Raw genomic sequence first — 24,763 nt, forward strand, 5'->3', positions numbered from 1 at the left:
ATGGCTAATGGCTAATGGCTAATGGCTAATGGCTAATGGCTAATGGCTAATTGCTGATGGCTAATGGCTAATGGCTAATGGTGAGTCCAGTCCTGTAGGCGGGTTTCCCGCGCCCTGGGAACTGGCGAACAAGGGATGGCTAATGGCTAATGGCTGAGGGCTGAGGGCTGAGGGCTAATGGCTAATAGGTAATGCAATTAACAATTAGCTATTAGCTATTAGCTATTAGCAATTAGCTATTAGCTCTTTACTCAATAAGTGCATATTCGCGAGCGGGAGTTTCTACAACAGGTTTTTGTCCCCGCAGTACGGAGTTCCCATTAAATAACTGGCGTTGATCTATGGGTGATGGATTGAGCCAGTCTGATTCTTTCATTTGACCGCTTTGGCTGTAAGCTAGAAGTGCGTTTTCATAACAAACGGCTCGCACGTCTGCTTCTGGAATTCCTCTGTCTAGCATCAGTCGAGCTGTTTTGGGTACTGCTAGCGGATCGCTCACTCCCCAATCAGCACTGCTGTCTACAATAATGCGATCGCACCCGTATTGGCGAACTATTTCTACCATGCGAGCATTACCCATTTTTGTGTTTGGGTAAATTGTAAAAGCTGCCCAAAAACCGCGTTCTAAAACTTCTTGCACGGTTTCTTCGTTGTTGTGATCTACAATGACTTGTGATGGTTTTAATCCGTGCTCCAAGCATACATCCATACTGCGACTGGTTCCTGCTTTTTTATCGCGATGTGGTGTATGAATCATTACCAGCATATCCAATTCTTTTGCCAACTCCAACTGCAAGCGGAAGTATTTGTCTTCTGCAGGAGTCATATCGTCGTAGCCAATTTCACCAATCGCAACGACACCTTCTTTACAGGCGTACAGGGGTAACAACTCCATAACTTGCTCTGCTAGAGGTTCGTTGTTCGCTTCTTTGGAGTTTAACCCAATTGTACAGTAATGCTTTATACCAAACTGTGCGGCACGAAATCGTTCCCACCCAACTAGGCTGCTAAAGTAATCTTGGTAAGAACCAACACTAGTACGGGGTTGTCCAAACCAAAATGCTGGCTCAATAACTGCTACAATTCCAGCTTGACGCATCATCTGATAATCGTCGGTAGTGCGGGAACTCATGTGAATGTGAGGATCTATAAACATCATCTAGGTTAGTGGCTAGTGGTTGATGGTTGGTGGTTGGTGGTCGGTGCTTGCTAGTCAGTAGTTAGTCTTTAATAGAACAACTAACGACTAACCACTAACCAAACTCTCCCAAGAAATCCGCCCTGCTTGAATTTCAGCTTGTAAGTTGGGATAGCGATTGAGTATTTCTTGGGCTGCTTTTTCGGGACACTCAAAACAGGCGATCGCAGCAGCTGCTTGTTGGATGGGATCGGTGTCTTGTATAACTCGCTCTAAATCCTCTAACATTGAACCCTTGGCAAATTTTCCAACTAAACGCCAAAGTTCGGGCGAGACCGTGCGCTTAGCAGACCAACGTTCGTGGGCGTAATCAACAAGCATTCTTGCAAGTACTGGATTTGCGCGGCGATCGATCCCTTGGATTAAATGTAGGGGGCTACCTACAAACAAAGCTTTCAGGACTATCTGATTCCATGCGATATCATCAAGATATTCACAGGGATAGGGATTCCGCAAAGCAATGGCATTAAACACTGCTGTCATATTGCTGCGAACTCCTTCTGCAGCACGGGCGCGAAGCCTTTCTGGATAATGTAGCAGTGGTAAAGCTTGGTAAAGTGCAACAAGTTCTCCTACATCAGCAGCTGCGAAAACTTGCTCTAGGGTTTGCAAGTACTTCTCTATGTCACTTTGAGGTAAAGACAGCAATAAAAGTGTACGAGCTGCTTGGTCTACACTCCAATGAGAAGGGAACCAACCTTTCCTTACTGCTGAAGCAGTTTCTAGATCTTCTAAGGTTAAATTTAAGTCATTTTTGCCTGTATAGCGAGGGACAGCACTGAAAGTAGTGAAAAACACTCGCACGCTAGCACCATTTTCTATTTGTGCTTTTTTGGTAGTCAACCAGTTGAAACTTTCTTCCTCAACTCTTAGTGAGAGCCAACCATAAAGTAAATCAGTTACATTAACATTTATTCTTTTTAAAGAAATTGTAGCAACCATAGCATGGAAGGAATGTGAGTTTAATGAGATAACAAAAGACAGTTGATAGAGAAAAGGCTTGAATAATTGAATATTACTGAAGCGAGGAAATAAATATATATGTTGATTGTTGTCGATGTGTTAATAAACGAGTAGCGTGGGAAATGTCCACCACTAAGTATCTAAGTGGTGGATATCGCCCACCCTATGTATTGTGTTCAATGATTAGTAAAAGACAACTTTCGATTTATTTCCCACAACAAACTGTATGAGAGACTCAACGAAAGTTATCCCTCTACACTTACGGTTGAATTTTTGCGATTTTTCCGCAGTTTGGATATGACAACGCCAAATCCCAGCAATCCTAAACCCAATACGGATGTAGGTTCGGGTACTTTTGCACCGGGTTTGTTGTCCACGTTTAACACTTGAACGCGACCTTGGAAAAAGTCACCAACATAGAGTTTGCCTCTATCGTAGTGTAAACCAGCAGTCCAGTTGAAGACCCCAGGTTCGAGAACAAGGGGATTACCAAAAGGAGGACCGCTTTGATCGGGAGGTGGTACAACTTCACCAGCTGCGTTGCGAGCGGGTTCGCCATATGCAGTTAGGAAATTACCATCCTTGTCAAATACCTGGATGCGGCTGTTTTGAGAATCAGCTACGTAAATATTTTCGTACTCGTCTACTTCTACACCAATTGGCTCTCTTAATTGTCCGAGTTCGGAACCGCGAGAACCAAAAGCAAACAGAGCGTTACCGTCTGAATCTAAAACTTGAACGCGACCGTTATATTGATCGCCTACGTAAATTCTTCCGGTATTTGGAGAAACGCTTATGCCTGCGGGACCGACGTACTGTCCCAACTCGCTACCATTGCTACCAACAGTTTTAACGAGTTCGCCAGTATTGGCATTATATACCTTAACTACGTCAGCACTAAAATCAGTTATCCAGATATTGCCTTTTTTATCAAAAGACATACCACCAGGTCCAAAGAAGAGTCTACCTTGTACGGGTCCTCCAAAGGAGCCATAGGATCTGATATATTCACCAGTGTTAGGATTGTACACGTCAATTTCACTGTTAAATACATCACCTACATGTAGGTTACCAGTTACCGGGTCAAATTTTACGTCTGCTGGTTCGTCAAATCCTTCTCCTTTTCCTTGGCGACCGCTACCGATCGCTCTAAGATAGTTACCTTGTTGGTCAAATACGTCAACGCGGTTACCGACGTTTGGATTGAAAGAACCGTCTGGATTGAGACCTCGACCGTTACTGACAAATAACTGATTGGTGGAGTCTTGGACTCCCAGACCTTGAGGAACAAAAAGTTGTCCGGGGGCTAAACCGGGACTGCTAAGACTCTTATCGTATGTTAAGGTAACAGCTTTAGCTTGAGCTGCTGCAGTTCCTACCATAACGCTAGCACTGACTAAGGCAACTGATAAATTCTTTACTAATCCCATAATGACTTCTCAATGTGATGAGTTATACTTTGGTTGTGTTTGCGTTCTCAGACTCAGTCTGAGGATTTTGGATTTGAGTTGCTGCCTTTCTAACCACTCTTTTAGGCAGCAACTTAATTTCTCAGTCATTCTTAGAAATTTGCTAAGACATGGGGATTATAGAATTTCTACCTTAGCAAGTAACTCTTCTTGGCGCTTGCGCTTTAACATCCTACCTGCAAATCCAGCAACCGCTACCAATCCAAATACAGCCGCAGGTTCTGGTACCTTCTTAGATCCACCTTCACCTTCTTCAAGGTCAAACGCAAGGACTGTTCCTTGTTTTGCAAATCGGCTACCAGCTACTGCGTATAATTTACCGTCAGGACCAAAATCTAAAACGCTAGCTGCACCAAGTTCCGGACCGCTGTAGACCGTTTCGCGAGTTCCATCAGTCGCTACTTTAATGATAGAACCGCTCTTATCTCCACCTGGTGCTAGAGCTTCCCATTCAGGAGTATTGTAGTGCTGCAACACATATAGCTCGCCTCGTTCGTTGAAAGCTAAATCTGTGAGCTGTGTGAAGCCTTCGGCAACAGTTGTAAATTGCTCCAAATCATCACTGATTTTCCAAACTCTTGCCCTACCCTCTGGATAAGGGAAGAAAGTGTATTCAGTGGCATAGAGAGACCCATCTGGACCTATTTTAATTCCTGTAGGTACTGATTGCTCTGTTGGTTGGAAAGCAATAGATTGATCCGCTCCTAGACCCAAAGCTTCAGGGCTGGGGAATTTCAGCTCGTCAACAGGTACGTTTTGTCTGGGGAATGCATTAACTTTTACAATACCTTCGCCATTCAATCCCACTTTGTATATAACGTTTGCACCCCCGTCTGTAACGTAAGCATAACCATCCTTGATTGCTAAGCTGTAGGGATTAACAATTAAATCTGTGCCATCAGGATTGAATTCGGTCTCATATTTCGCAAAATCGGCGAGGCTTTTCTTCTCACCAGTGTTCAAGTCTATTTCGTAAAGCTGTGCAAGTGTAGGAACTTCTAAGACGCTATCGCGATTTCTAGGATCGCCAGCCATACCATATACAAGATAAGCTTTGCCGTTATAAAACTGAAGATCTGCAGGACCAGCTCCTTGATCTTGTAAGGGTTGTTGTGCTAGAGACGGAAGGTTACTAAGAACACGTTCTGATTGACCGGTCGTTACATCAACTTTGGTGATCGCACCGGTATCGCCAGCACAAATAGGAACGTATTGGGTACTTGGTGATGGTGTACATCTTCTACCACCATCGCCATCGCCTCCCACACCACCTTCTGATAGGTAAAGATAGCCATCAGGACTGAAGGTCGCATGATTGACGTTATCAAAACCGGAAGCCACTGTCTTAAAAGTTACAGCCTGTGCAGCGCTTGTTCCGCTAGCGGTTGCAGCACAAAACGTAAATAATGCAAGGGCAAATGACTTGAATTTCATATTTGCTGAAATTGAGTGTTGGTAGTTTGTGGAATGTTGGACAGCGTTATAAATAAGAAGCCCCAATGACTGGGATTTAAATATCAAGCATCCCTCTTACAGCGACTTACAGCGATAAGTAGCCAGTCATAACTGGTCACTTATAACTAATAGCCGATCGGGTTGACTTGAAACTTTTTGAAAAAGTCTGAAGGTTCAACAAGAATCAAGGATGAAAGTAGCTTTTCAGTATGTGAAAGTTCTTTTGTTTAGCGTTTTTCAGCCTTATATCTGGGAATTTAAGGCATTTTTCATCCTTTATTCTTTATCCTTCATCCTTTACATATGAGGTGCTTTTCGCTTACCTTTGCGTAACTGATAAATGCTGAAAGCACCTAATCCTAAAATGCTTAAAGTGGAGGTGGGTTCGGGAACAGATTTTGAATTATTAACTCTTAAAACTTGTCCTTTTCCTGGAACACCACTTCGATTTGCTATGTAAACACTACCATCGGAACCGATCGCCAGACCACCAGGTCCTTCCAGTCCGTTACCGCTAAGCAGAGTTGTACGGGTGCCATCGGGTGCTACTTTGATAACAGAACCATTTAGATTGCCCGTCCAAGATGGTTGATTTGCATACTGCAAAGCATACAAATTTCCTTCCGTATCAAAGGCTAGATCCCGAAGTTGTGTAAAATTTTCTGCATAAACTGTAGGTTGACCATCAGAGCCTACTCGGTATATTTTAGCTCCTCCTTCCGGAAAAGGAAAGCCAGTAAATATGCTTACGTAATAAGCACCATCTGGACCTTTAGCAATACCTGTAGGAACTGCTTGTGTGGAAAACTCGGTCACTGGCGGTGGTTCGGGAGAATCTGGAACTTCAGATGGTTCGACAGATGGAGTGTTAGATGGCGGGAAAACAGGATTTGCGATCGTTTGCTTGGGAATAACTGCGATCGCCCTCAAATTGCTTCCGTCAGTGCTAACACTGAGCAAGTCGTTTGCACTTGAATCAACGACAACAAAATTATTACCATCTAGCAAAAAAGATATTGGGCTACTACTTATATTTTCTCCATCTGGATTGTTAGCTAATTCATAACTGGCTATATCAGAAACACTAGTCCAAGTATTTGTATTAAAGTCAGGAGCAATAATTTTTCCAAGATCGGTATCACCTAATATATTGTTACGAAAGCTTGGATTAGCTCCCAACGCCGTTACGATATACGGTTTTCCAGTTGAATCAAATAGTATACTGCGAGGACCAGCAGCTTGGGCACCACTAGAGGCGCTTATAGAAGGAAGCCCGGTGAGAACGCGTTCTTGCTTCCCATCTTTAATTCTTGTAACAGCACCGGTCGCTCCGTAACACAAATTGTCACCTTGACCGCTTGGGGGTGGGACACAAGGACCGCTTCCGCCTTTCCCGGCTTCTACAGCATAAATACTACCGTCAGGACCGATGCTTAGACCTTGTACGTTGTCAAGACCGTCAGCAATAACCGTAAACGATGCAGCTTTTGCTGCGTTCATGCCAAAAAGAGTCGCAACGCAAAAAGAAAGAAGTGTTGTGGTGATATGCTTGAGTTTCATCGTCTTGTAAATGGTTATTGGTTAGTAGTTAGTAGTTATTGCTTATTGATAAGTAGCTAAGTACTCTACTAACAACTAACAACTAACAAATCACTAGTACAGTAGGGCGTAAATAAGGCAAGCATTAATAAGAAGCAAGAAGCATATATTCAAAGTTTTTGAACCTTCTGCCCTCTGCCTCCGGACTTCTGCCTTCATGTACTAGTGACTGTTTGGCATATAACTCAAACCTTGAGCTAAGGTATTTAAATTACCTGCTTTAGCTTCCAAAAGACGTTTAATATTTAAACTTTCAGAGCCAAAGTCTTCAATTTGAAGTTTGCCATGAGGAAGTTGCTCGCCAGCTTTCCAAAATGTAATCCGGTGTTGGATAAAACCTGGAGCATTGGGATCGCCAAAAGCATAAGAAGTTGGAATTAACAACACCGGAGAGCGTTGATAAAATCCATAGTCTGGGTAATAAAATTCATGCTCTAGCAAATACCATTTGCTGACAGGTTGCAGTCGCTGGGTTACCTTCACCTTTTGGTTGTACTCATCGCGAAACTCACCTGAAGAACCAGCAATCTCACCATCTGCATGCAGCAAGTGCGCCCAATCATCCATGTTCTTGAGATCTGATAAAAACTCAATACCCATTTCTATGGGGGCATTAACATAGATAGTATCGGTGTCAATATAATAGCGTCCTTTAGCTGCAGAGGTAAGACCAGCTTTGCGCTCTAAGTTACCCTTGAGGGAACGACACTCGGAAGTATGTACCGTGTGAATTCCCTCCATGATTAATGGCGATCGCCGTTTTGGATCGACAAAGCTAATCCAGTGCAAGTAGACGCCTTTTTCATCAGTTCCCGGCTCAATGTAATCGGGAGAAAACAGTAGGACGGGATAAACCTGATAGTATTTCTGATACTCCAACCCGCAATGCCATTCGATGCCATGAAAATGCGGGTGGTCTAATTTCTTAACGTGATAGTAGAGCTTTGTTTGGTAGCCAGATGCAGTTCCCAGCCAGGTATCTTCATCAACTTGCTCTTGCATCCGGCTGTAGAGCGTCCATTCGTCTAAGTTTTTTAGACTACAGAGGTAGTCATAAGCAGTCTCTGGCGCAGTCGCAATATACGCGGATGTTGCAAATGTATTTCTTTCCGTTACCATTTGTGTCTCCTTTACACCACAGCCATAGCCTTGATATGTCTAGCACGGTTAATTCTGTCATCTGCCAATTGCTTGGAAGCATCATTGGTTGTGATGTCCTGCTTTTGCGCTCTATCAAAAATTTCTAACAGTGTGTCGTAAATGTTACGTACTTGTTGGAATGCTCTATCTTCGTCATAACCAATCATTTCGTTATAGACGTTGATTAGCCCGCCTGCATTAATAACGTAATCCGGAGCGTAAAGAATTTCTTTTGCTGATAGCATGGGACCGTGGATTTGCTCTACTCCCAGTTGGTTGTTAGCAGCACCTGCAATAACTGATGCTTTGATTTGAGGAATTGTTTCACTGTTGAGGATTCCTCCCAAAGCACAAGGAGATAACACATCTACGTCTAAAGAGTAAATTGCATTGGGCTCAACAATAGTTGCACCATAAAGACGTTTGATTTCCTCAGTTTTTTCTTGACTGATATCAGTCACAAACAGTTGGGCTCCATGCTCGTGCAAGTAACGGCAAAGATTGCTACCTACATTTCCCAGACCTTGCACTGCAACTTTCAATCCCTTTAAGTCTTGAGTTTGCAAACGGAACTCTACTGCAGCTTTAAGCCCCAGAAAAACTCCCCACGCAGTCACCGGAGCAGGTCCACCAGACCTTTCTTCTACCCCTACCACGTATTTGGTTTCTTTGCTAATTGCTCTGACATCATTAGGAGTAAGATTCACATCTTGTCCGGTGATAAAGCGTCCGTTAAGCCTCTCAACAAAACGTCCGTAAGCTCTAAATAAATCTTCTGTCTTATTTTCAGGATGAGCAATAATAACTGCTTTACCGCCACCAACGGGAATACCCGCACAAGCTGCTTTGTAAGTCATACCACGGCTTAAACGTAAAGCATCTTTTAGTGCAGCTTCTTCATTGGGATACGGCAACAGTCTGGTTGCACCCATCGCAGGTCCCAAACTTGTATCATGAATGGCAATAATTGCTTTAATTTCCGGGTCTTTACCATTACAAAAGAGCACTTGCTCGTGCCCCATCTCTGTCACTGTCTCAAATAAGTTCACGTTATGCCTCCTCATCACTGACTTTTGCTAATGGCTAATTGCTAATAGCTAATAGCTATTAGCAATTAGCCATTAGCTCTCTTCACCATTAGCTCTTAAACATTTGGAAATGAAATCGCTGTCTTTTCAGCAGGAGCCGATTTAACACCTTGTGCTGCTAGACCTGCATTGCGTCCTTTGGATGGTGCGCGTCGATCTGGGTCAATAATCACGTCAATCACAAATGGACCGGGGAAAGCCATTGCTTTCTCTAATGCTGCTTCGAGGTCTGATTCTCGATCGATCCGGATTCCTTCTGCGCCCATCCCCCGAGCCACTGTTACAAAGTCTGTCTCTGGCATCAATGGATCTGCTCCTGTCAGTCCCAGCATTGCCATGCCTTGATGGCACATATTGTAGCGAGCATCGTTGAGGACTATCCAAATAGCAGGTATTTGGTATTTTACAGCAGTGCTAATTTCGTTGTTCATTAGCATTGCACCATCACCTACAATGGCTACAGACTTGCTATTAGTTGCAAGTGCCGATCCAATGACTCCGGTTACAGCGTGACCCATTGCTCCTACCCCAGTGCTGACCCGGTAACGGTTTGGTTGACCAAATCGCAAGAAGTGCGTTGCCCAAGTAAAGGAGTTACCGCACTCAGCCAAGACGATGGCATCACTACCCTCGACGATGACTTTTTGAATTGCTTGCATTAGCGCTTCCGGTCTCACTGGTGAGTCTTTGCTTGGTTCGAGTGCTTGCTTTTCTGGGCGTGGTAGCTGAAAAGCTTTTATACCCGCACTGGCAATCAGATGCTCGTGCTGTAAGAGTGCTTGTAAGAAAGTTTTAATATCAGATTGGATAGCAAAGGTTTCAGCTTTTGAGTAAGCTACGCCAGGTACTGCGGGATCGATGTCTACGTGTATAAAGCCTCCTGGCGGAACCAATGCTTGATTCCAGAAAGAAGTCGGTTCGCTCAAACGCGAGCCTAACACAAGAGTGCGGAAAGGTGTTTGCTGCTGCATATACGACAACACGGAACCGTGACCGCCCAAACCTGTGACACCCACAAACTGGGGATGATCTTCGCTGAAAATGCCTTTGCCACGGGGGGAACACATAACTGCAGCCCCTGTGATTTCGGCCAGCTGGCGAACTTCTTCTGCTGCGTGACGAGCACCAAAACCCAACCAAATGGCAAAGGGTCCTTCTGATAGCAGTTCTGCTGCCCTTAAAATAGTTTCTCTGCTAGGTGTTAGTTTAGAGGAGTAAACTCCTTGATATGTTGGTATTTCCTCTAGTGGAGATGTTTGTATGGCGGTGGGGATACTCAAATGAGCAACGAACCCTCCGGGTTGCGACAAACCCAAAGCCAGTTTGCGAAAAATCTGTGGCAGTTGTGCGGGGCTTTCCACAGTTGTTGCGTAGTTGAACAGCGTTCCTGATGTAAAAATTCCATCAGTGGGTAACGTTTCGTTACTGGTTTCTTGAATAGCCCACTTTCCGCGTTGTGGTGCTGAGGTGTACGCTGAGAGTAAAATGACTTTCGCACCTTCACCACGGGCAGCAAATAAACCAGTGAGGGCGTTGGTAATACCCGGTCCTGCTGTGGTGAATACAACTGCGGGACGACCCGTAGCAAAGTAAGCTTCAGTCGCTGCAAAGGCAGCTCCTGATTCGTGTCGAACATTTAAGACTTGGAGAAGACTGTTGGATAGTGAACCCCAAAGAGTAGCCATCGCTCCTCCAGCAACTCCGTAAGCGTGGGTGATTCCCAATGCTTCCATCATTCTGGCGATCGCATCCGCTACTGTTAGCGATCGCTGTGGTTGTTCCACAATCGATACAGCTTTGGATCTGTCGAGTCCAAGTTCTCTAGATTCGGACTCGCTATTATTTAGTGCGGTTTCTACACAGCCACTTGGTTGATATACCTCGTATGGCTGAGTGCCGTTGTTAGAGGTTTTTTGAGTATAATTTTGTCTCATTGCTCCTACATACTCCCTGAATCATGGAGAAGGTGCCAGTTAGCTTATCCAGACTGCGCTTTCACTCGCAGCCTCAAACTTGTGTCATGCCAAAGTCTGCTTTTTCTTCTAAACGATTCACCAAAATTGGTAAATGCCGAGCACGGTTTGTCACCGTTTTCTTGATAGTAAATAAATCTTTACGTTCAAGGTAAACAATCAAGGCTGTGCTTATGGAAACAAGACTACAGAAGCGCAAGACCTTGCTGCAATGAATAATCTTTTGATCGGGTTATCAATTTTTTTGCTCTCTGATTGTGCTCATTTTAACGCCGACTAAGAAGCGTCTGTACAATTTTCTCTATCCTCTGGAAATTGCGTACTTATAAAATATCTATTCAATTTTTGAAATATATCTAAGGTTAGGAATGCCACGCAAAAACTTTATGTGGTGGACGTTGCTCATCATACAAGGCTTAGATGTTGTTACTGCTTGGAGAAGATTGCTATATCTGCCAGATGATGGATGACAAATCAAAATTATGTTTAAATGTAAGAGGGCAAAAAAAGAGTTTTCACTCTTGATGGAAGTATTAAGTTATCTAGAAAGAATAATAAGGAGAATGAGGTAGATATAGCAAACAAAAAAGGTGACAGCAATCTCTTTTTAATAAAGATTTAATATTGTAGCTTATTCTTCCTAAAATACGTAAAAGGCGATTAGACCTCGGTAATAAGTAGCTGTGCCAAGTTACTGTTACCAATATTACTCGAACAATTTACAAATATTATATCAAATGGTAGATGCTAAAGAGTACGTATTCTACATATCAGGCGCGGGCTATTTCTTCAGATGGATGATTTTGTAAACAATTTTGTAGTTGAATTCATGGAAGAGTTAAGCAAGGAACTTGATCTGATGAAATAAAATTCCCTGTAAGAATGATTGCTGAAACCTTTTGGTAATTCTACACTTTGTATAAATGGGGCAACACCCTGCTACAGTAACCTAAAAGACAAGTAGGGAAAGCTTTCCACTCATGCTGGAAAAGATTCCCCGTAATTTGAATGCAGAGATAAGTTTGTAGATTTTGAATAAACTTTCAATTGTAATTTATATCACTCTATAGTGGTTTTCTACAACATCCTGTCGGTTCAACTGTGTTAGGTAGCTGTGCGGGCAAGACGTTTGAGACTCAGCTAAAGTACTGAATCTCGTAAATTAAAGAATTAGTAAAGTTATATTAAGTTTCTTAAAAAATCTGATAAGTTGATTTTGCGGGTGAACAAGTAGCCCCAATAAGTTAGGAAGTTTAGCTGACACCCTGTCGATCGCGATAAGTGCCGATTGATACAAAAAACTTGGAGGGCAATGTACTTTAGCAACCATTACGTATGCTATCTGAATCTAATTCCCAGCCGGTGCTAAAACCAGAAGAAGAGTTGCAACTTGCACAAATTCTACTTGATAGAGTTGAAGAAGCAGCATTTTGCATTGATGCAAAGGCAGAAATTCTTTACGTCAATACTGCATTCTGTCAGATGATGGGCTATTCTCGCGAGGAACTGCTCTCAAAGAGATTGGAGAAGATTGATTTGGATTTTGAGATGCAAAAATGGTCGGAGCAATGGTCCGCGCTGAAGCAACAAAGTTCCCTCACCTTTAAATCGCGATATCAGACGAAAGCAGGGCAAGTCTTTTTAGTACAAGTCAAGGTTAACTATGTAGAAAACCAAGGTAGAGAATTAGGTTGTGCAGTTGCTTGCGATCGCAGCCAAGAACTAGTAGAGTTAAGTTTAAGGCAATACGCAAACAAAGCCTTGCAAATGGGGCAACAGTTGCCGCCAGAGGTCATCAAATATCAAAATCTAGAAACAGAACTAGCATATTTGTCTCTAGTTTGTTCTGCCCTAGAATCAACAGCCTGTGGTATACTTGCGTTAAATTTTGAAGGAGAGTTTCTTTGCTTTAATCAAAAATTTATTGAAATGTGGGGCATTCCACCATCAATACATCTTTCTAGAGAATGCCATAAAGCAAAAGTCTTTTTTGAGAGCAAAGTCAAGGATGTAGAATTTTTTCGCACTGTTGTTTGGAACAAGACCAGCGAATCGGAAGAAGAAAGCTGCGATTTGGTAGAACTCAAGGATGGTAGGATATTTGCTCACTATTCCAAACCCCAGCGATTGGGAAATCAGATTGTTGGTAGAGTTTGGAGTATCTCAGATGTTACTGAATCCAAGCGAACAGAGGAAGCGCTCAAGTTAAATGAAAGCCGATTTCGGACTTTGGCAGAAACAACAGAAGCTAGTATTTTTCTAATTCATAACGAACGGTTTTGTTATGTAAATCCTGCTACAGAAATTCTAACTGGCTATTCAAAAAAGGAATTGCTGAATAACTTTAATATTAAAAGACTGATTAAAGGCAAAAAGCTCAGGCAAATATACAAACAGAATGGAGACGCTTGTGGTGAATATCAAGAGATGGAAATTCTAACTAAAAATGGTTCGCAAAGGTGGCTGGCTTGTACTGTAGGATTACTTGATGGAGCGCTTGATTTTTCGAGTCATCAAGTCAAGTTAATAACAGCAATTGATATTACCGACTACAAGCAAGCCGAATCAGAAGTGCGTCAAGCTCTTGAGCAGACAAAACAATTCAGCGAACTCCGAGAACGCTTTGTCTCCATGCTCAGTCATGAATTCCGCACACCTTTGAATGTTATTTCTTTCTCTGCTGATTTACTCAAACGTCATTTTCATCAATGGACAGAAGAGAAAAATCGTTCTTATCTGGATCTTATTCAACTTGCTGTTCAACAAATTAGCGAATTATTAGATGAAATCTTATTATACAGGCAAGCGGAATCAGGAAAGTTGGTGTGTGAGCCAAGATCGATTCACCTAGATAGGTTTTGTGTCGATATAGTTGCACAGATGCAGTTAACGACTGGCAATCAAAAGTCAGTTAACTTTGCGAGCCACGGTAACTGCCAGAACGCCTACTTAGATCCAAAGTTGTTACAGTATATTTTAAATAACTTACTCTCAAATGCTATCAAATATTCATCTCCAGGCAGTACCGTGACTTTTGAACTTCACTGTCAAAGTCAAGAAGCTATTTTTCTAATCAAAGATCCTGGCATTGGTATTCCAGTTGTAGATCGGCAACAAATTTTCGAGCCTTTTTATCGAGGTAGCAATGTTGACAACATACCAGGAACTGGACTGGGTCTTGCGATTGTAAAAACTCTCGTTGACTTACACCTGGGTGAAATTTTTGTAGAAAGTGTTGTTGGAATTGGCACGACTTTCACTGTCAAATTACCAATAACATACCTAAGAGGAGATGGCTACCAGTAGTGCAACGGGACATCTGTAAGTAATAAATGATGCCAATAGCACATTTAGCTCTAAATTAACTTCTCAGTATTTGTGTTTCCCATAACTTGACTTTTGAATTCAGTAATCATTGACTACCAAATTATTGTGGTGATTAAACATGATGCAGGAATCGTCAAAAAAGATTTTAATTATTGAAGATGATGCAATAACTCGCCATATCTTCTTGGACGGTCTTCAATCTGAAGGTTTTGAGACAATTGATGCTGAAAATGGTAATATTGGTATCCAAAAAGCTCAGGAGAACTTACCTGACCTAGTGATTTGCGATATTCTCATGCCAGATATGGATGGCTTTGGTGTTTTAGCTGCATTGCGACAAGATCCAGTGACTGCTATTGTTCCTTTCATCTTTTTAACCGGTAGTGATAGCAAAGCGTCTCTCCGTAAGGGTATGGAATTAGGTGCAGATGATTACATTACCAAGCCGTGTACAGTTCATCAATTACTCAAAGCCATTACTACAAGATTGGAAAAGCAAGCAAAACTAATGCAGTACTGGTATGCTGCATATTACGAGAAGCTTGCACAGCCAGTCGCTGTTACTCATGGTTCACCACAATCTCCTGCATCGATTTTTCCCTTAGTTCCCCAGCTTAAAGAAGTTTTTGAATATATAGAAGCAAATTTCGACCGAGGAATTACTTTGTGTGATGTCGCTGAGGCTGTTGGTTATTCTTCAGCTTACTTAACAAATAGAGTGGCAAAAATTACTGGAGAAACTGTTAACGGTTGGATTGTAAAACGCCGGATGGCTGCAGCACGTTCTTTGCTTCAAGAAACAGACCAAACCATTGAACAAATAGCATCTGCTCTTGGTTATCAAAACGCGTGTCATTTTTCCCGACAGTTTCGTCAACACCACGGGACTCCTCCTCAAAGTTGGAGAAAGGAGTACCAATTGTCCCGTCGTTGTAAAGTAGAGGCATGAAATCTACAAAGTAACAACTAAAATAGCTCACAGACAAAGGTTTTAGCGTCAATTTAACCCCACCCTCCCCTTGTACTTGTGGAGGGAAGGAGAGTTTCCCCCCAATCCATTGGGGGAACTAAGAGGGAAATCCTACTTATACATACACCATAGCTCCCCATTAGGGAGAGCTACCAGTCTAAAGTTATTTCTTTAGACTGATGTGATGCTTTAATATTATTTGATATGTTATCCATAATACATCTATATCAAACTTTGATTGATATAGTAGAATTGACTATAGTGAGATAGTTAGTAAGTAAGTCATTCGCGTGCGACATGGTAACAGTGGCATACTCTGAAAATTGGCTGCAATTAAGCCGTCATAGCAATCGGGGAAGTGCTTATTTGTTTGCACCGATGGCTGACTTTAACGTAATGGCTGAAGTTGGAGATACTCCCCCCTAACGTTACAGGAATGGGATAAAACAGCTAGGACAACAAGAATTGCATTTTCACCAAAATAAAAAATTTTATACTTTCCCAAGCTCACTTATGAAAAGTGTAGCTTTGGCTAACTTATTTGGGGTTTTTGTATTCCTGTAAAAAGTTGAAGTCACCGAGCTGAAAATTCCCTCAGGGCGGAAAAGTCATATTAGTAGTTTTAGAACAATTTTTGCAAATGTTTTTAGGTGAACTTGGTCTGTTATGACCTGTTTCTATAGTTATGACTGACTGAAATTAACATAAGCATTTGAATTGATTTACTTGTTCATCAATGTAATAACAGGTTTTGCTACAAAAGCAGACTGACTCTACAAGTAAAGTGAAAACTCCTATTGTCTATCCTCGTGAGGGATTTATTGTATCTACTATCTCACTGTTCTTGAAAAAATTACAAAGGCTTTTTCATCATGAGTAACAATCAATATCTCCCAAAATTGCAGCGTCTAAAGGAAGTTTTTATTACTAGTTTATTCGGAGGGCTACCATCCATTATTCTAGGCCCAAAGTTGCGAAATATTATATACCGCTCAATTTTGTCCCACATAGGTTCTTCCGTCTATATTCAAGAGGGAGTTGAGTTTATTGGCGCTTCTGCAATTGAAATAGGAACTGGATCGCATATTTTTAAGGGTGCTCGCCTTGATGGCGGAAAAAACCACAACAATAAACTTGTTTTAGCAGATGGAGTTGCTATAGAGCGTAATGTGACTATTGGTTGCTTGGAAGATACAGTTATACAGGTTGGTCAAGAAACTTTTATCGGTCCTGGGGTTTGCATTGCAGGACCGGGGAATATCACTATTGGTAAACGGTGTTTGATAGCAGCAAATACAGGAATCTATGGGAACAACCATGAATTTTCAGATACCTTAGAACCTATTAAATATCAAGGTATCTCGCGTAAGGGAATTACGATTGAGAATGATTGTTGGCTCGGACATGGAGTGACTGTATTGGATGGAGTCACCATTGGTGAAGGTAGTGTGATTGGAGCAGGAGCAGTTGTCACAAAAGATATTCCCCCTTACTCAGTAGCAGTAGGTGTTCCAGCAAGAGTTATCAAGTACCGAACAACAAAGCAATTATTGCAACAAGGTAACGCCAGAGGGTAGAAGACAGAAAACTATTACCCCATCCAATCGTGTTTTTGTCAATGTTTTTTATACTGTGTTATTGGCTTATGAATTACAGATCATCTTTACTTATTTGGAACCGTTTACTGCAAGCCGTTTTAACAAATTTATTAAGCAATATTCCGACAAATGCTATAGGAGGTAATTTACGGAATTTGCTATACCGCTCGATTTTTGCACGTATGGGTAATTCTGTGAATATTGATGCTGGAGTTACATTTGTAAATACAGCAGCAATAGAACTGGGAAATAATGTGCAGATTTTACAAGGTGCCCGTATAAACGCATCGGGACATCCAAAGAATAAATTTATTCTTAAAGATAGAGCTTGTCTTCAGAACGGTGTTGATGTTAGGGCAATGAATGATACTTCTATCTATATTGATGAAGGTACATATATTGGTCCTTATGTTTGTTTGGCAGGTCCGGGTGATATCAAGATTGGTAAAAGTTGCTTAATTGCCGCACACACGGGCATATTTGCTAACAATCACGTTTTTAACGATCCAACACAAAATATTGCCGAACAAGGCGTCACTCGTCGCGGAATTGTCATTGGCAATAACTGTTGGTTGGGTCATGCAGTAACTGTATTGGATGGAGTGACTATTGGTGAAGGCAGCGTTATTGGTGCAGGCGCTGTAGTGGCTAAAGACATTCCGCCTTACTCAGTTGCTATAGGTGTGCCCGCACGTGTCGTTAAAAGCCGAAAAGAAGCGCAACTGATGAAATCTTCTTGAGAATTACTGCCAAACAGTTTATAGCAATTCCTGATAAAGACAATCTGAATATTTCGTAAAACTCTTAGGAGTAGGATGGGCATTGCCAGTCATTCCATTATAGCGGGCAATGCCCATCATAATGTGGAGAGAGAAGAAATCTTTCTATAGTAATCATCATTACTTTGATATTCGGTTTTTCACACTCAAGTTACAAAATAATTTGTTACATTTAGAAAGTAGTTAATCAACAATGCCTGTTTGGCAGAACAAAAAATTGAATTTCATGTATGCATGGATGTAGAAGCTCTCTTCCTTGGTAGGGAGGAGAGCTTTTAGTTGAGAGGTTTTCAGTTCAAGTGAGACGACAATTTCTTACAGCAGGACTTGCTCTTTTTTCTTCAATTATGGTAGCCGCATTAGCCGATCCAATACAAAGCTCTAATATGATACAGAATTCTCATCCAATCAACAGACTATACGTGTTTGGTGATAGCCTTTCCGATGTTGGTAACGTATATCACGCATCAGGAAAAATCTATCCCCCCAACCCTCCTTACTTTGAAGGACGTTATTCTAATGGTTCTGTGTGGGTTGAATATCTTTCCTCTAAACTTGCATTAACTCCCGAGCAAAATGCTAATTTTGCTTATGGAGGTGCAACTACGGGAAATGGTAGCGTTAATGGAATACCGGGTGTGTTAGCACAAGTTCAGGCTTTTACAAAAGTGCATCAAGAGGTCAATCCAAACGCACTTTACGTTTTGTGGGCTGGTGCAAATGATTATTTGTATGGTGGTGCCAATCCCACACTAACTGTCAGCAATCTATCAAAAGCTATCGAGTCTCTCTCAAAAATGGGCGCAAAAAAAATCATGGTTGCCAATTTACCTGATTTGGGAAAAGTTCCTGCTACACGCACGAGTGCAAATTCTACTACTCTCACTTCGTTTGCGATCGCCCACAATCAGAGTTTGGCTAAATCTGTTGAGGATCTCCAACAGAAATTAGGTTCTGACACTCACATTGCCATTCTGGATATTTATTCCTTGTATCAAGAAGCCACAAAACATCCAGCCCGTTTTGGTTTAACAAACGTGACCAATGCTTGTTCCAACAATCTTGCTATTTGCGATAATCCAGATAAGTACTTGTTCTGGGATGGTATTCACCCCACAACAACAGCTCATCGAATCATAGCAGAAGCTGCTTTAAAAGTTCTCAAGAATGAATTTTCGTTTTCTGCGACTACTGCACAACCATTGAGTTAGTTCTTCATCAAAGACGGTTGTTTAAAAGGCGAATTGTCGTAATGAGCCAATAAATCGGCAGGATCGTTGTAAATTGCTAGAGATCCCTTTAAGGAAGTATCATCAAAACCACCACAACGTACTGCGATAAGACCTACTCCAGCCGCATTTGCAGATTGGAGATCGTAGGGTGTGTCACCGAGCATCAAGACCTTATCCGATTTCATCTTCAGTTTGCCAAGTGCGGCTTCTACAATATCTGGTGAAGGTTTAGACGTTTCCGCATCGTTAGACGTTGTTGCTTCATCCAACAAATCCTCTACTTGGGCGGCTTTAAGCAAGACGGAAAGTTCTTGATTTGAAGCCGAGCTAGCAACAATAAGCCGCAATCCCGCCTCTTTCATGTGCAGTATCAATTCCCTTGCCCCAGGAGCTGGTTTTAGTGCAGGCACGTATTTGTCGATCATTATCTCCTTGCGTCTGGAGGAGATTGCTTTCCCTTCTCCTTCGTCTTTTGTAAGACCGGGCACTATTGTTGGAATGACTCGATCGCCTCCCATCCCCATAAGTGGTCGAACCCGCTCAAAGGGTACATCATATCCAAATTCTTTAAAGACATCAACCCAAGCTTGAGCATGAGCATCATTGCTTAAAACGAGCGTACCATCAACATCTAAAAGTACTGCTTGTAAATCCATTGTGAAAATTTCCTGTTATTTCAAGAAGGCAGAGGGCAGAGGGCAGAAGGCTTAAGGGGACTCCAACCCAGAGGTTATACTAAATCCACGTCTTGCACCCCCTTTATAATCTAGTCCGCGTAGGCGGTGAGTCCAGGGAAAGCAGGCGGGTTTCCCGCGCCCTGGGAACTGGTGTATAGCCCTTGCGGGCATAGCTTCGCATCGCGAAGCGTCTCCGTAAGGAGATACCCGAAGGGACTTCGTTTGTATAGCCACGATTTCCAATCGTTGGGCTAAAAGGAGTTAGAAAACCCGATTTGGTATTATGCCTCGAACTCAGTTGTATTGGGAGGCGGAGCTGCCTAAATAAGGCATTCCCAGCCAGAGACTGGGAATGAGAGGTTAGGGCGAGAGTAATTTCTCTTCAAGCTAAGCTGTGGGAGAATCGTAAATTCCCCAGTATTGAATATCGCGATTCTTCAAAATTTTCTCGGCATTTTGGAGATCTTCTGAAGTCCCTTCTAAGATCGCCAAAACTTCACTCTGATGAATGCGATCGCTATAAACTCTGGCTCTTTCTTCCGGAATACCCAAATCAGCCAAAGCCTTCACCAAGTTATGACTTGCTGCGGTTCCCACAGCAACGCCTCCAATACTACTTACGAGTGCTACACCAACTGAACCGGCAGCTAGCACAGCACCCAAGGTGCCCGGAAGTGCTAGACTTGTGAGACCGACTAAAATACTACCCCAAGTTGCACCTGTGAGAGTGTCTCCAATGACTCCTGTGGCAGTATTTACATTTTCCCCATTAACTTGAGAAGTCATTTGAGCATTGGCAAGCTGTTCGCCTCGATCGACATCCTTAGCTACGATGGAAACTCTGTCCATAGGAAAGCCGGAATCTTTTAATGCTATGAGTGCTTGCTCTGCATTTCGGCGTCCGGCAAATACTCCAACAGCACGTTTTTGATGAGTTACAACCATATTTTCCTCATACTTCCTTTTGTCACGAATAATGCATATAAATGCAATTTTTGTTGTAGTTTCTTTTACTAATTTTGATATTTAATCTAGAAGATTCATCAATCTCAAGGCTTACGTATATTGAGATTTAGAGAAAAGTTGTTTTGTAAAATTAAATGAAAAAATATTGCTCTTACTTGCGTTAGATGGTTAATGCAAGTATTTCAGCTAAAGTTAAATTTTTGACTGGCGTTTACACCCCAAGCAAGGAAGAAGTATAGAGTATGAAGGATTATTAAAGGTCATGGCTATAAACATAACCTGAAAACCTTATCTTTCATACTTCATCTTTTATCCTTCAGATTTTTACTGGTGCTTTCCCAAGAACGGTTGAAGGAAAAATGCAAAACTTACTTTTGAAAGACGATCCTCTTTGGTTTAAAAGTGCAATTATCTATGAAGTTCCTGTTCGTGCCTTTGCGGACAGCAATGGTGATGGAATTGGTGACTTTCGCGGACTAACAGAAAAACTGGATTACTTGCAAGATTTAGGCGTGACTGCTCTGTGGGTGCTGCCATTTTTCCCATCACCACTGAGGGATGATGGTTACGATATTGCAGATTATACCAACGTTAACCCAATTTATGGGACGTTGGAAGATTTTAAAGAATTTCTGGAAGCGGCTCATTCCCGTGACATTCGCGTCATTATTGAATTGATTGTCAACCATACTTCCGACCAGCATCCTTGGTTTCAAAGAGCACGTCGCGCTCCTAAGGGCAGCAAGGAAAGAGATTTTTATGTCTGGAATGATAATCCAGAAAAATACAAAGAGGCGCGGATTATTTTCAAAGATTTTGAAACTTCAAACTGGGCTTGGGACCCCATTGCCAAAGCATATTACTGGCACCGCTTTTACTCCCATCAGCCAGATTTAAACTACGACAATCCTGCAGTGCGTCAAGCAGTGTTTGATGTCTTAGATTTTTGGTTGGGAATGGGGGTTGATGGGTTGCGGTTGGATGCAGTGCCTTACTTATACGAACGGGAAGGAACCAATTGCGAAAACTTGTTTGAAACCCACGCTTTTTTAAAAGAACTGAGAGCGCACATTGATTCCAAATTCCCCAATCGCATGCTTTTGGCTGAAGCCAATCAATGGCCAGAAGATGCAGCTCAATATTACGGGTCTGGGGATGAGTGTCAGATGAACTTTCATTTTCCCCTCATGCCTCGCTTATTTATGGCGTTGCGGATGGAAGATAACTTCCCCATCATTGATATTCTCAACCAGACTCCCTCAATTCCCGATAATTGTCAGTGGGCTTTGTTTCTGCGAAACCATGACGAACTGACTTTGGAAATGGTCACAGATGAAGATCGGGATTATATGTACCGCGTGTATGCACAAGACCCAGTTATGCGAGTTAACTTGGGTATTCGTCGTCGGTTGGCACCACTTTTGGGAAATGACCGCCGTCAAATAGAGTTGCTGAACAGTTTGCTGTTATCCCTACCGGGAACACCCGTGCTTTATTATGGAGATGAGATAGGCATGGGGGATAACGTTTACGTAGGCGATCGCAATGGTGTTCGCACTCCAATGCAATGGAGTTCGGATCGCAATGCTGGTTTTAGTCGTACTAATCCCCAAAAGTTATACTTACCAGTCATTGTAGAGTCAGAATACCATTATGAGGCGGTCAACGTTGAAGCGCAAAGAAGTAACCCCAACTCCCTTTGGTATTGGACAAAACGCTTGCTAGCAACGAGAAAGCGCTTCCAAGCATTTGGTTTGGGTACTTTTGAACTACTGCATCCCAGGAACCGCAAAGTTCTTGCCTTTACACGCAATTATGACGGGCAAACAATTTTAGTGGTGGCGAATCTGTCCCGGTTTGTGCAAACAGTCGAATTAGACTTATCGCCCTTCAAGGGACTCGTACCAATGGAGATTTTCGGCCATACCGAGTTCCCAGCAATTGGAGATTCCTGCTACTTCCTCAGCCTCAGCCCCTATGGATTTTACTGGTTTGCCCTATCGCCCAAAGCGACGTTAACTCAGCCACCAAGACCCCAAGCCGATCTCACAACATTAGTTGTGACGGGTCAATGGCAAAATGTTTTTACTCAGCGAGAGGCAAAAGCCACTTTAGAATCTATTTTGCAGGGTTATCTCTACACCTGTAACTGGTTCACCAGCAAAACCTTAACCGTCCAATCAACGCAAATCAACGAAACCGTCTTAATATCCTACAAAGATACCGAAGCGAAGATGGTATGGTTGCGAGTAGACTACATTCAAGGAGATGCCGAAACTTACCTTTTAGTCTTTGCTTATGCAGAGGGCGAGCAAGCAAGACAAATTTTAGCAGATAACCCCCAAGCTGTAGTGGCTCGCCTTGAGGTTCAAAAAATAGGGGTAGAATTAGAAACTCCTCCGAGCGGAATTTTATTTGATGCAACAGCAGACAAAAACTTTCTCTCTCTGTTGGTAGATGCGATCGCGCAAAATCGCTCTTACAAAGGCATGGCTGGAGAATTGGGAGCAACAGCAACCGATTTGCTACCACAATTGAGAGGAGATGAAGCATACCTCGACCCCACCATTCTCCAAGGAGAATTTCAGAATACTTATGTCGTTTATGGCAATCGCTTGTTCCTAAAAATCTTCCGCAAACTAGAGGAAGGAATGCATCCCGATTTGGAACTGCGGCGCTTTTTAGGTGAGAAAAAACGCATTACACACTTTGCACCGATTGCTGGAGCGCTAGAGTATCGCAGTGTCAACAGAACAGGACTGCTCCCCGCTCAACCGATGACTGTGGGAATTTTACAAGAATATATCCAAGATACCCGAAACGGATGGGACTACACCCTTGATAGCTTGCAGGATTACTTTGACCTCGCGATCGCCCGACAAGTAGAGGTCACTGAGGTACCGATTCCTTCTAACTCTCCCATAGAGTTATTGAGTTTGGAAATTCCCGAATTAGCCAAGGAAACTATTGGTTCATATCTCGCAAGCGCCCAACTTTTGGGTCAGTGTACGGCAGAACTCCACATTGCTCTAAGCTGTGATTCTGAAAATTCTGACTTTGCTCCCGAACCATTTTCATCATTTTACCAGCGTTCTATTTACCAATATGCCCGTAACCTAACGGGTCAAGTCTTCCTGTTATTGGAAGATAAGCTGCACTCTTTACCATCTGAGACTCAAAAACTAGCACACGCCGCCCTCAATTACCAACAAGATATTTTGGAGCGCTATCAGTTAATCCTCAACCAAAAAATTACCGCAATGCGTAGCCGCTATCACGGGGATTACAATTTAAAGAGAGTGCTGTACACGGGTAAGGACTTTATTATTCATGACTTTGAAGGTAGCGAAGGTCGCAGTTTAAGCGAACGACGCATGAAGCGTTCTCCCTTAAGGGATGTGGCGGGTATGCTATTGTCGTTCCACTATGCAGCACAAATTGGACTTCGCAATGAAATAGAAAGTGGAATGGTTCGCCCTGAAGCTTTGCCTTTAATGGAAGCCTGGAGCCGTTTTTGGTACGTTTGGGTAAGCACGGCTTTCCTCAATAGCTATCTAGTCACAGCCGGTCAAGATACCTTCTTACCAAGTACAACTACAGAATTGCAAGTGCTTTTGGATGCCTTTGTTCTAGAGAAAGGTATCTTTGCACTGGGTTCTGAACTGAGCGATCGCTCTGACAAAGTCAACATTCCACTCCAACTGATTCTGCACTTGTTCTAAGCGGAGGGACTGGGGATTGGAACCTAGGAAGCCAATCCCTATCCCCTTTCTTAAACCCTTTCTTAAATATTGAGTGAAGCGAATAGAATTAGCACCTACACGGGTAAAAAGCACCGATTTTGGTTTAAAAAGCTTGTTTTTTATAGGCCGCACAAGTGGAACTGATAGCAGGCATTAAATTAGTTTAGCCTATCCAGTATGGAATATCGTCAAAATAAAATAAGACCAATGATAGAAATCGTTTGAAAAAAAGTCTTTATCTTGTATTGCTAAATTTACTTAATTAGACTGATATTTCTTCACTTTATCTGAGCCATTATTACTCAAAGGATAGCATCTACGAAAGTCAGACAGTCAGACAATATTGATTTAAAAATCAAAAAAACAAACACAGAACTTAGAATATCCAAGGAATTGTAACCATGAAGCCTTCTTATTTATCAAAAATTGTCTGGACAAGTGCTTTTGCTTTTGGCCTTGTGACTTTACATCCAGTTTTACCAGTTTCTGCCCAAAGCGGGTCTTCTGGTGCTGGCAGCAGTTCGGGTACTAGCGGTACCACTGGGACAACGGGTACTGGTAGCGGTTTGGGTACTGGCGGTACCAC

The 24,763-nt window shown here is 42.4% G+C and carries 17 protein-coding genes and 1 pseudogene; 7 read left to right on the forward strand and 11 right to left on the reverse strand.

Annotated elements, in window-relative coordinates; genetic code table 11:
* Positions 1 to 247 precede the first annotated feature (247 nt).
* From AB0756_RS31650 to AB0756_RS31690, 9 genes are all read right to left on the reverse strand, one after another.
* On the reverse strand, positions 248 to 1,159 hold the full coding sequence (locus AB0756_RS31650; RefSeq protein ID WP_153021468.1) for a TatD family hydrolase: 912 nt from the start codon (positions 1,157 to 1,159) through the stop codon (positions 248 to 250).
* Positions 1,160 to 1,246: 87 nt separating this feature from the next.
* Positions 1,247 to 2,140 carry an EboA family metabolite traffic protein gene (locus tag AB0756_RS31655; protein ID WP_038080684.1) on the reverse strand — a complete coding sequence of 298 codons (894 nt, stop codon included), beginning with the start codon at positions 2,138 to 2,140 and terminating at the stop codon, positions 1,247 to 1,249.
* A gap of 266 nt (positions 2,141 to 2,406) precedes the next feature.
* Complete coding sequence (gene scyF, locus AB0756_RS31660) at positions 2,407 to 3,591, reverse strand: scytonemin biosynthesis PEP-CTERM protein ScyF (protein ID WP_038080683.1); 1,185 nt, start codon at positions 3,589 to 3,591, stop codon at positions 2,407 to 2,409.
* A 156-nt stretch (positions 3,592 to 3,747) separates the two neighbouring features.
* Positions 3,748 to 5,064 (reverse strand): ScyD/ScyE family protein, encoded by a 1,317-nt coding sequence (locus AB0756_RS31665; protein WP_038080682.1) that lies wholly within the window; start codon positions 5,062 to 5,064, stop codon positions 3,748 to 3,750.
* Between the two features lie 318 nt (positions 5,065 to 5,382).
* Positions 5,383 to 6,645: a ScyD/ScyE family protein gene (locus AB0756_RS31670; protein ID WP_038080680.1), complete on the reverse strand. Its 1,263-nt coding sequence runs from the start codon at positions 6,643 to 6,645 to the stop codon at positions 5,383 to 5,385.
* A gap of 201 nt (positions 6,646 to 6,846) precedes the next feature.
* Positions 6,847 to 7,803 carry a scytonemin biosynthesis cyclase/decarboxylase ScyC gene (scyC, locus tag AB0756_RS31675; RefSeq protein ID WP_038080679.1) on the reverse strand — a complete coding sequence of 319 codons (957 nt, stop codon included), beginning with the start codon at positions 7,801 to 7,803 and terminating at the stop codon, positions 6,847 to 6,849.
* Positions 7,804 to 7,814: 11 nt separating this feature from the next.
* Positions 7,815 to 8,873, reverse strand: a complete 1,059-nt coding sequence (scyB, locus tag AB0756_RS31680) for a tryptophan dehydrogenase ScyB (RefSeq protein WP_038080678.1) — start codon at positions 8,871 to 8,873, stop codon at positions 7,815 to 7,817.
* Between the two features lie 95 nt (positions 8,874 to 8,968).
* Positions 8,969 to 10,846, reverse strand: coding sequence for a scytonemin biosynthesis protein ScyA (scyA, locus tag AB0756_RS31685; protein ID WP_038080677.1), 1,878 nt, complete (start codon positions 10,844 to 10,846; stop codon positions 8,969 to 8,971).
* 73 nt (positions 10,847 to 10,919) lie between these two features.
* Positions 10,920 to 11,048, reverse strand: coding sequence for a hypothetical protein (locus tag AB0756_RS31690; RefSeq protein ID WP_272899743.1), 129 nt, complete (start codon positions 11,046 to 11,048; stop codon positions 10,920 to 10,922).
* A gap of 1,172 nt (positions 11,049 to 12,220) precedes the next feature.
* On the opposite strand from AB0756_RS31690, the gene AB0756_RS31695 reads away from it, so the two are divergent.
* From AB0756_RS31695 to AB0756_RS31715, 5 genes are all read left to right on the forward strand, one after another.
* A complete protein-coding gene (locus AB0756_RS31695) occupies positions 12,221 to 14,191 on the forward strand; it encodes a scytonemin biosynthesis sensor histidine kinase (RefSeq protein ID WP_038080675.1) in 1,971 nt (656 codons plus the stop codon).
* 139 nt (positions 14,192 to 14,330) lie between these two features.
* Positions 14,331 to 15,161 (forward strand): response regulator transcription factor, encoded by an 831-nt coding sequence (locus AB0756_RS31700; protein ID WP_038080673.1) that lies wholly within the window; start codon positions 14,331 to 14,333, stop codon positions 15,159 to 15,161.
* An 893-nt stretch (positions 15,162 to 16,054) separates the two neighbouring features.
* Positions 16,055 to 16,759, forward strand: a complete 705-nt coding sequence (locus tag AB0756_RS31705; RefSeq protein ID WP_038080672.1) for an acyltransferase — start codon at positions 16,055 to 16,057, stop codon at positions 16,757 to 16,759.
* 68 nt (positions 16,760 to 16,827) lie between these two features.
* Entirely contained in the window at positions 16,828 to 17,520 is a 693-nt protein-coding gene (locus AB0756_RS31710; RefSeq protein ID WP_038080865.1) for an acyltransferase, read from the forward strand.
* Between the two features lie 338 nt (positions 17,521 to 17,858).
* The gene (locus tag AB0756_RS31715; RefSeq protein ID WP_038080671.1) at positions 17,859 to 18,770 is read left to right on the forward strand and encodes an SGNH/GDSL hydrolase family protein; all 912 of its coding nucleotides are present in this window, start codon (positions 17,859 to 17,861) and stop codon (positions 18,768 to 18,770) included.
* Here the strand turns inward: AB0756_RS31715 and AB0756_RS31720 are convergent.
* A complete protein-coding gene (locus AB0756_RS31720; RefSeq protein ID WP_050045840.1) occupies positions 18,767 to 19,447 on the reverse strand; it encodes an HAD family hydrolase in 681 nt (226 codons plus the stop codon). The two genes, AB0756_RS31715 and AB0756_RS31720, sit on opposite strands and share 4 nt — an antisense overlap.
* A gap of 408 nt (positions 19,448 to 19,855) precedes the next feature.
* Positions 19,856 to 20,413 (reverse strand): general stress protein, encoded by a 558-nt coding sequence (locus AB0756_RS31725; protein WP_038099777.1) that lies wholly within the window; start codon positions 20,411 to 20,413, stop codon positions 19,856 to 19,858.
* A 380-nt stretch (positions 20,414 to 20,793) separates the two neighbouring features.
* On the opposite strand from AB0756_RS31725, the gene treS reads away from it, so the two are divergent.
* Positions 20,794 to 24,156 (forward strand): maltose alpha-D-glucosyltransferase, encoded by a 3,363-nt coding sequence (gene treS / locus AB0756_RS31730; protein ID WP_038099778.1) that lies wholly within the window; start codon positions 20,794 to 20,796, stop codon positions 24,154 to 24,156.
* 422 nt (positions 24,157 to 24,578) lie between these two features.
* Positions 24,579 to 24,763 (forward strand): annotated as a pseudogene (locus AB0756_RS31735) (WGxxGxxG-CTERM domain-containing protein); the annotation flags it as partial.

Source organism: Tolypothrix campylonemoides VB511288_2, assembly GCF_045999855.1.
Taxonomy (GTDB): Bacteria; Cyanobacteriota; Cyanobacteriia; order Cyanobacteriales; family Nostocaceae; genus Scytonema; species Scytonema bouteillei_A.

Coding starts and splice junctions, on each gene's coding strand:
- AB0756_RS31720 (WP_050045840.1), bottom strand. CDS start 19,447: ATGGATTTACAAGCAGTACTTTTAGATGTTGATGGTACGCTCGTTTTA.
- AB0756_RS31655 (WP_038080684.1), bottom strand. CDS start 2,140: ATGGTTGCTACAATTTCTTTAAAAAGAATAAATGTTAATGTAACTGAT.
- AB0756_RS31700 (WP_038080673.1), top strand. CDS start 14,331: ATGATGCAGGAATCGTCAAAAAAGATTTTAATTATTGAAGATGATGCA.
- scyF (WP_038080683.1), bottom strand. CDS start 3,591: ATGGGATTAGTAAAGAATTTATCAGTTGCCTTAGTCAGTGCTAGCGTT.
- AB0756_RS31705 (WP_038080672.1), top strand. CDS start 16,055: ATGAGTAACAATCAATATCTCCCAAAATTGCAGCGTCTAAAGGAAGTT.
- AB0756_RS31665 (WP_038080682.1), bottom strand. CDS start 5,064: ATGAAATTCAAGTCATTTGCCCTTGCATTATTTACGTTTTGTGCTGCA.
- AB0756_RS31650 (WP_153021468.1), bottom strand. CDS start 1,159: ATGATGTTTATAGATCCTCACATTCACATGAGTTCCCGCACTACCGAC.
- AB0756_RS31695 (WP_038080675.1), top strand. CDS start 12,221: ATGCTATCTGAATCTAATTCCCAGCCGGTGCTAAAACCAGAAGAAGAG.
- AB0756_RS31725 (WP_038099777.1), bottom strand. CDS start 20,413: ATGGTTGTAACTCATCAAAAACGTGCTGTTGGAGTATTTGCCGGACGC.
- treS (WP_038099778.1), top strand. CDS start 20,794: ATGCAAAACTTACTTTTGAAAGACGATCCTCTTTGGTTTAAAAGTGCA.
- scyC (WP_038080679.1), bottom strand. CDS start 7,803: ATGGTAACGGAAAGAAATACATTTGCAACATCCGCGTATATTGCGACT.
- scyA (WP_038080677.1), bottom strand. CDS start 10,846: ATGAGACAAAATTATACTCAAAAAACCTCTAACAACGGCACTCAGCCA.
- AB0756_RS31670 (WP_038080680.1), bottom strand. CDS start 6,645: ATGAAACTCAAGCATATCACCACAACACTTCTTTCTTTTTGCGTTGCG.
- AB0756_RS31710 (WP_038080865.1), top strand. CDS start 16,828: ATGAATTACAGATCATCTTTACTTATTTGGAACCGTTTACTGCAAGCC.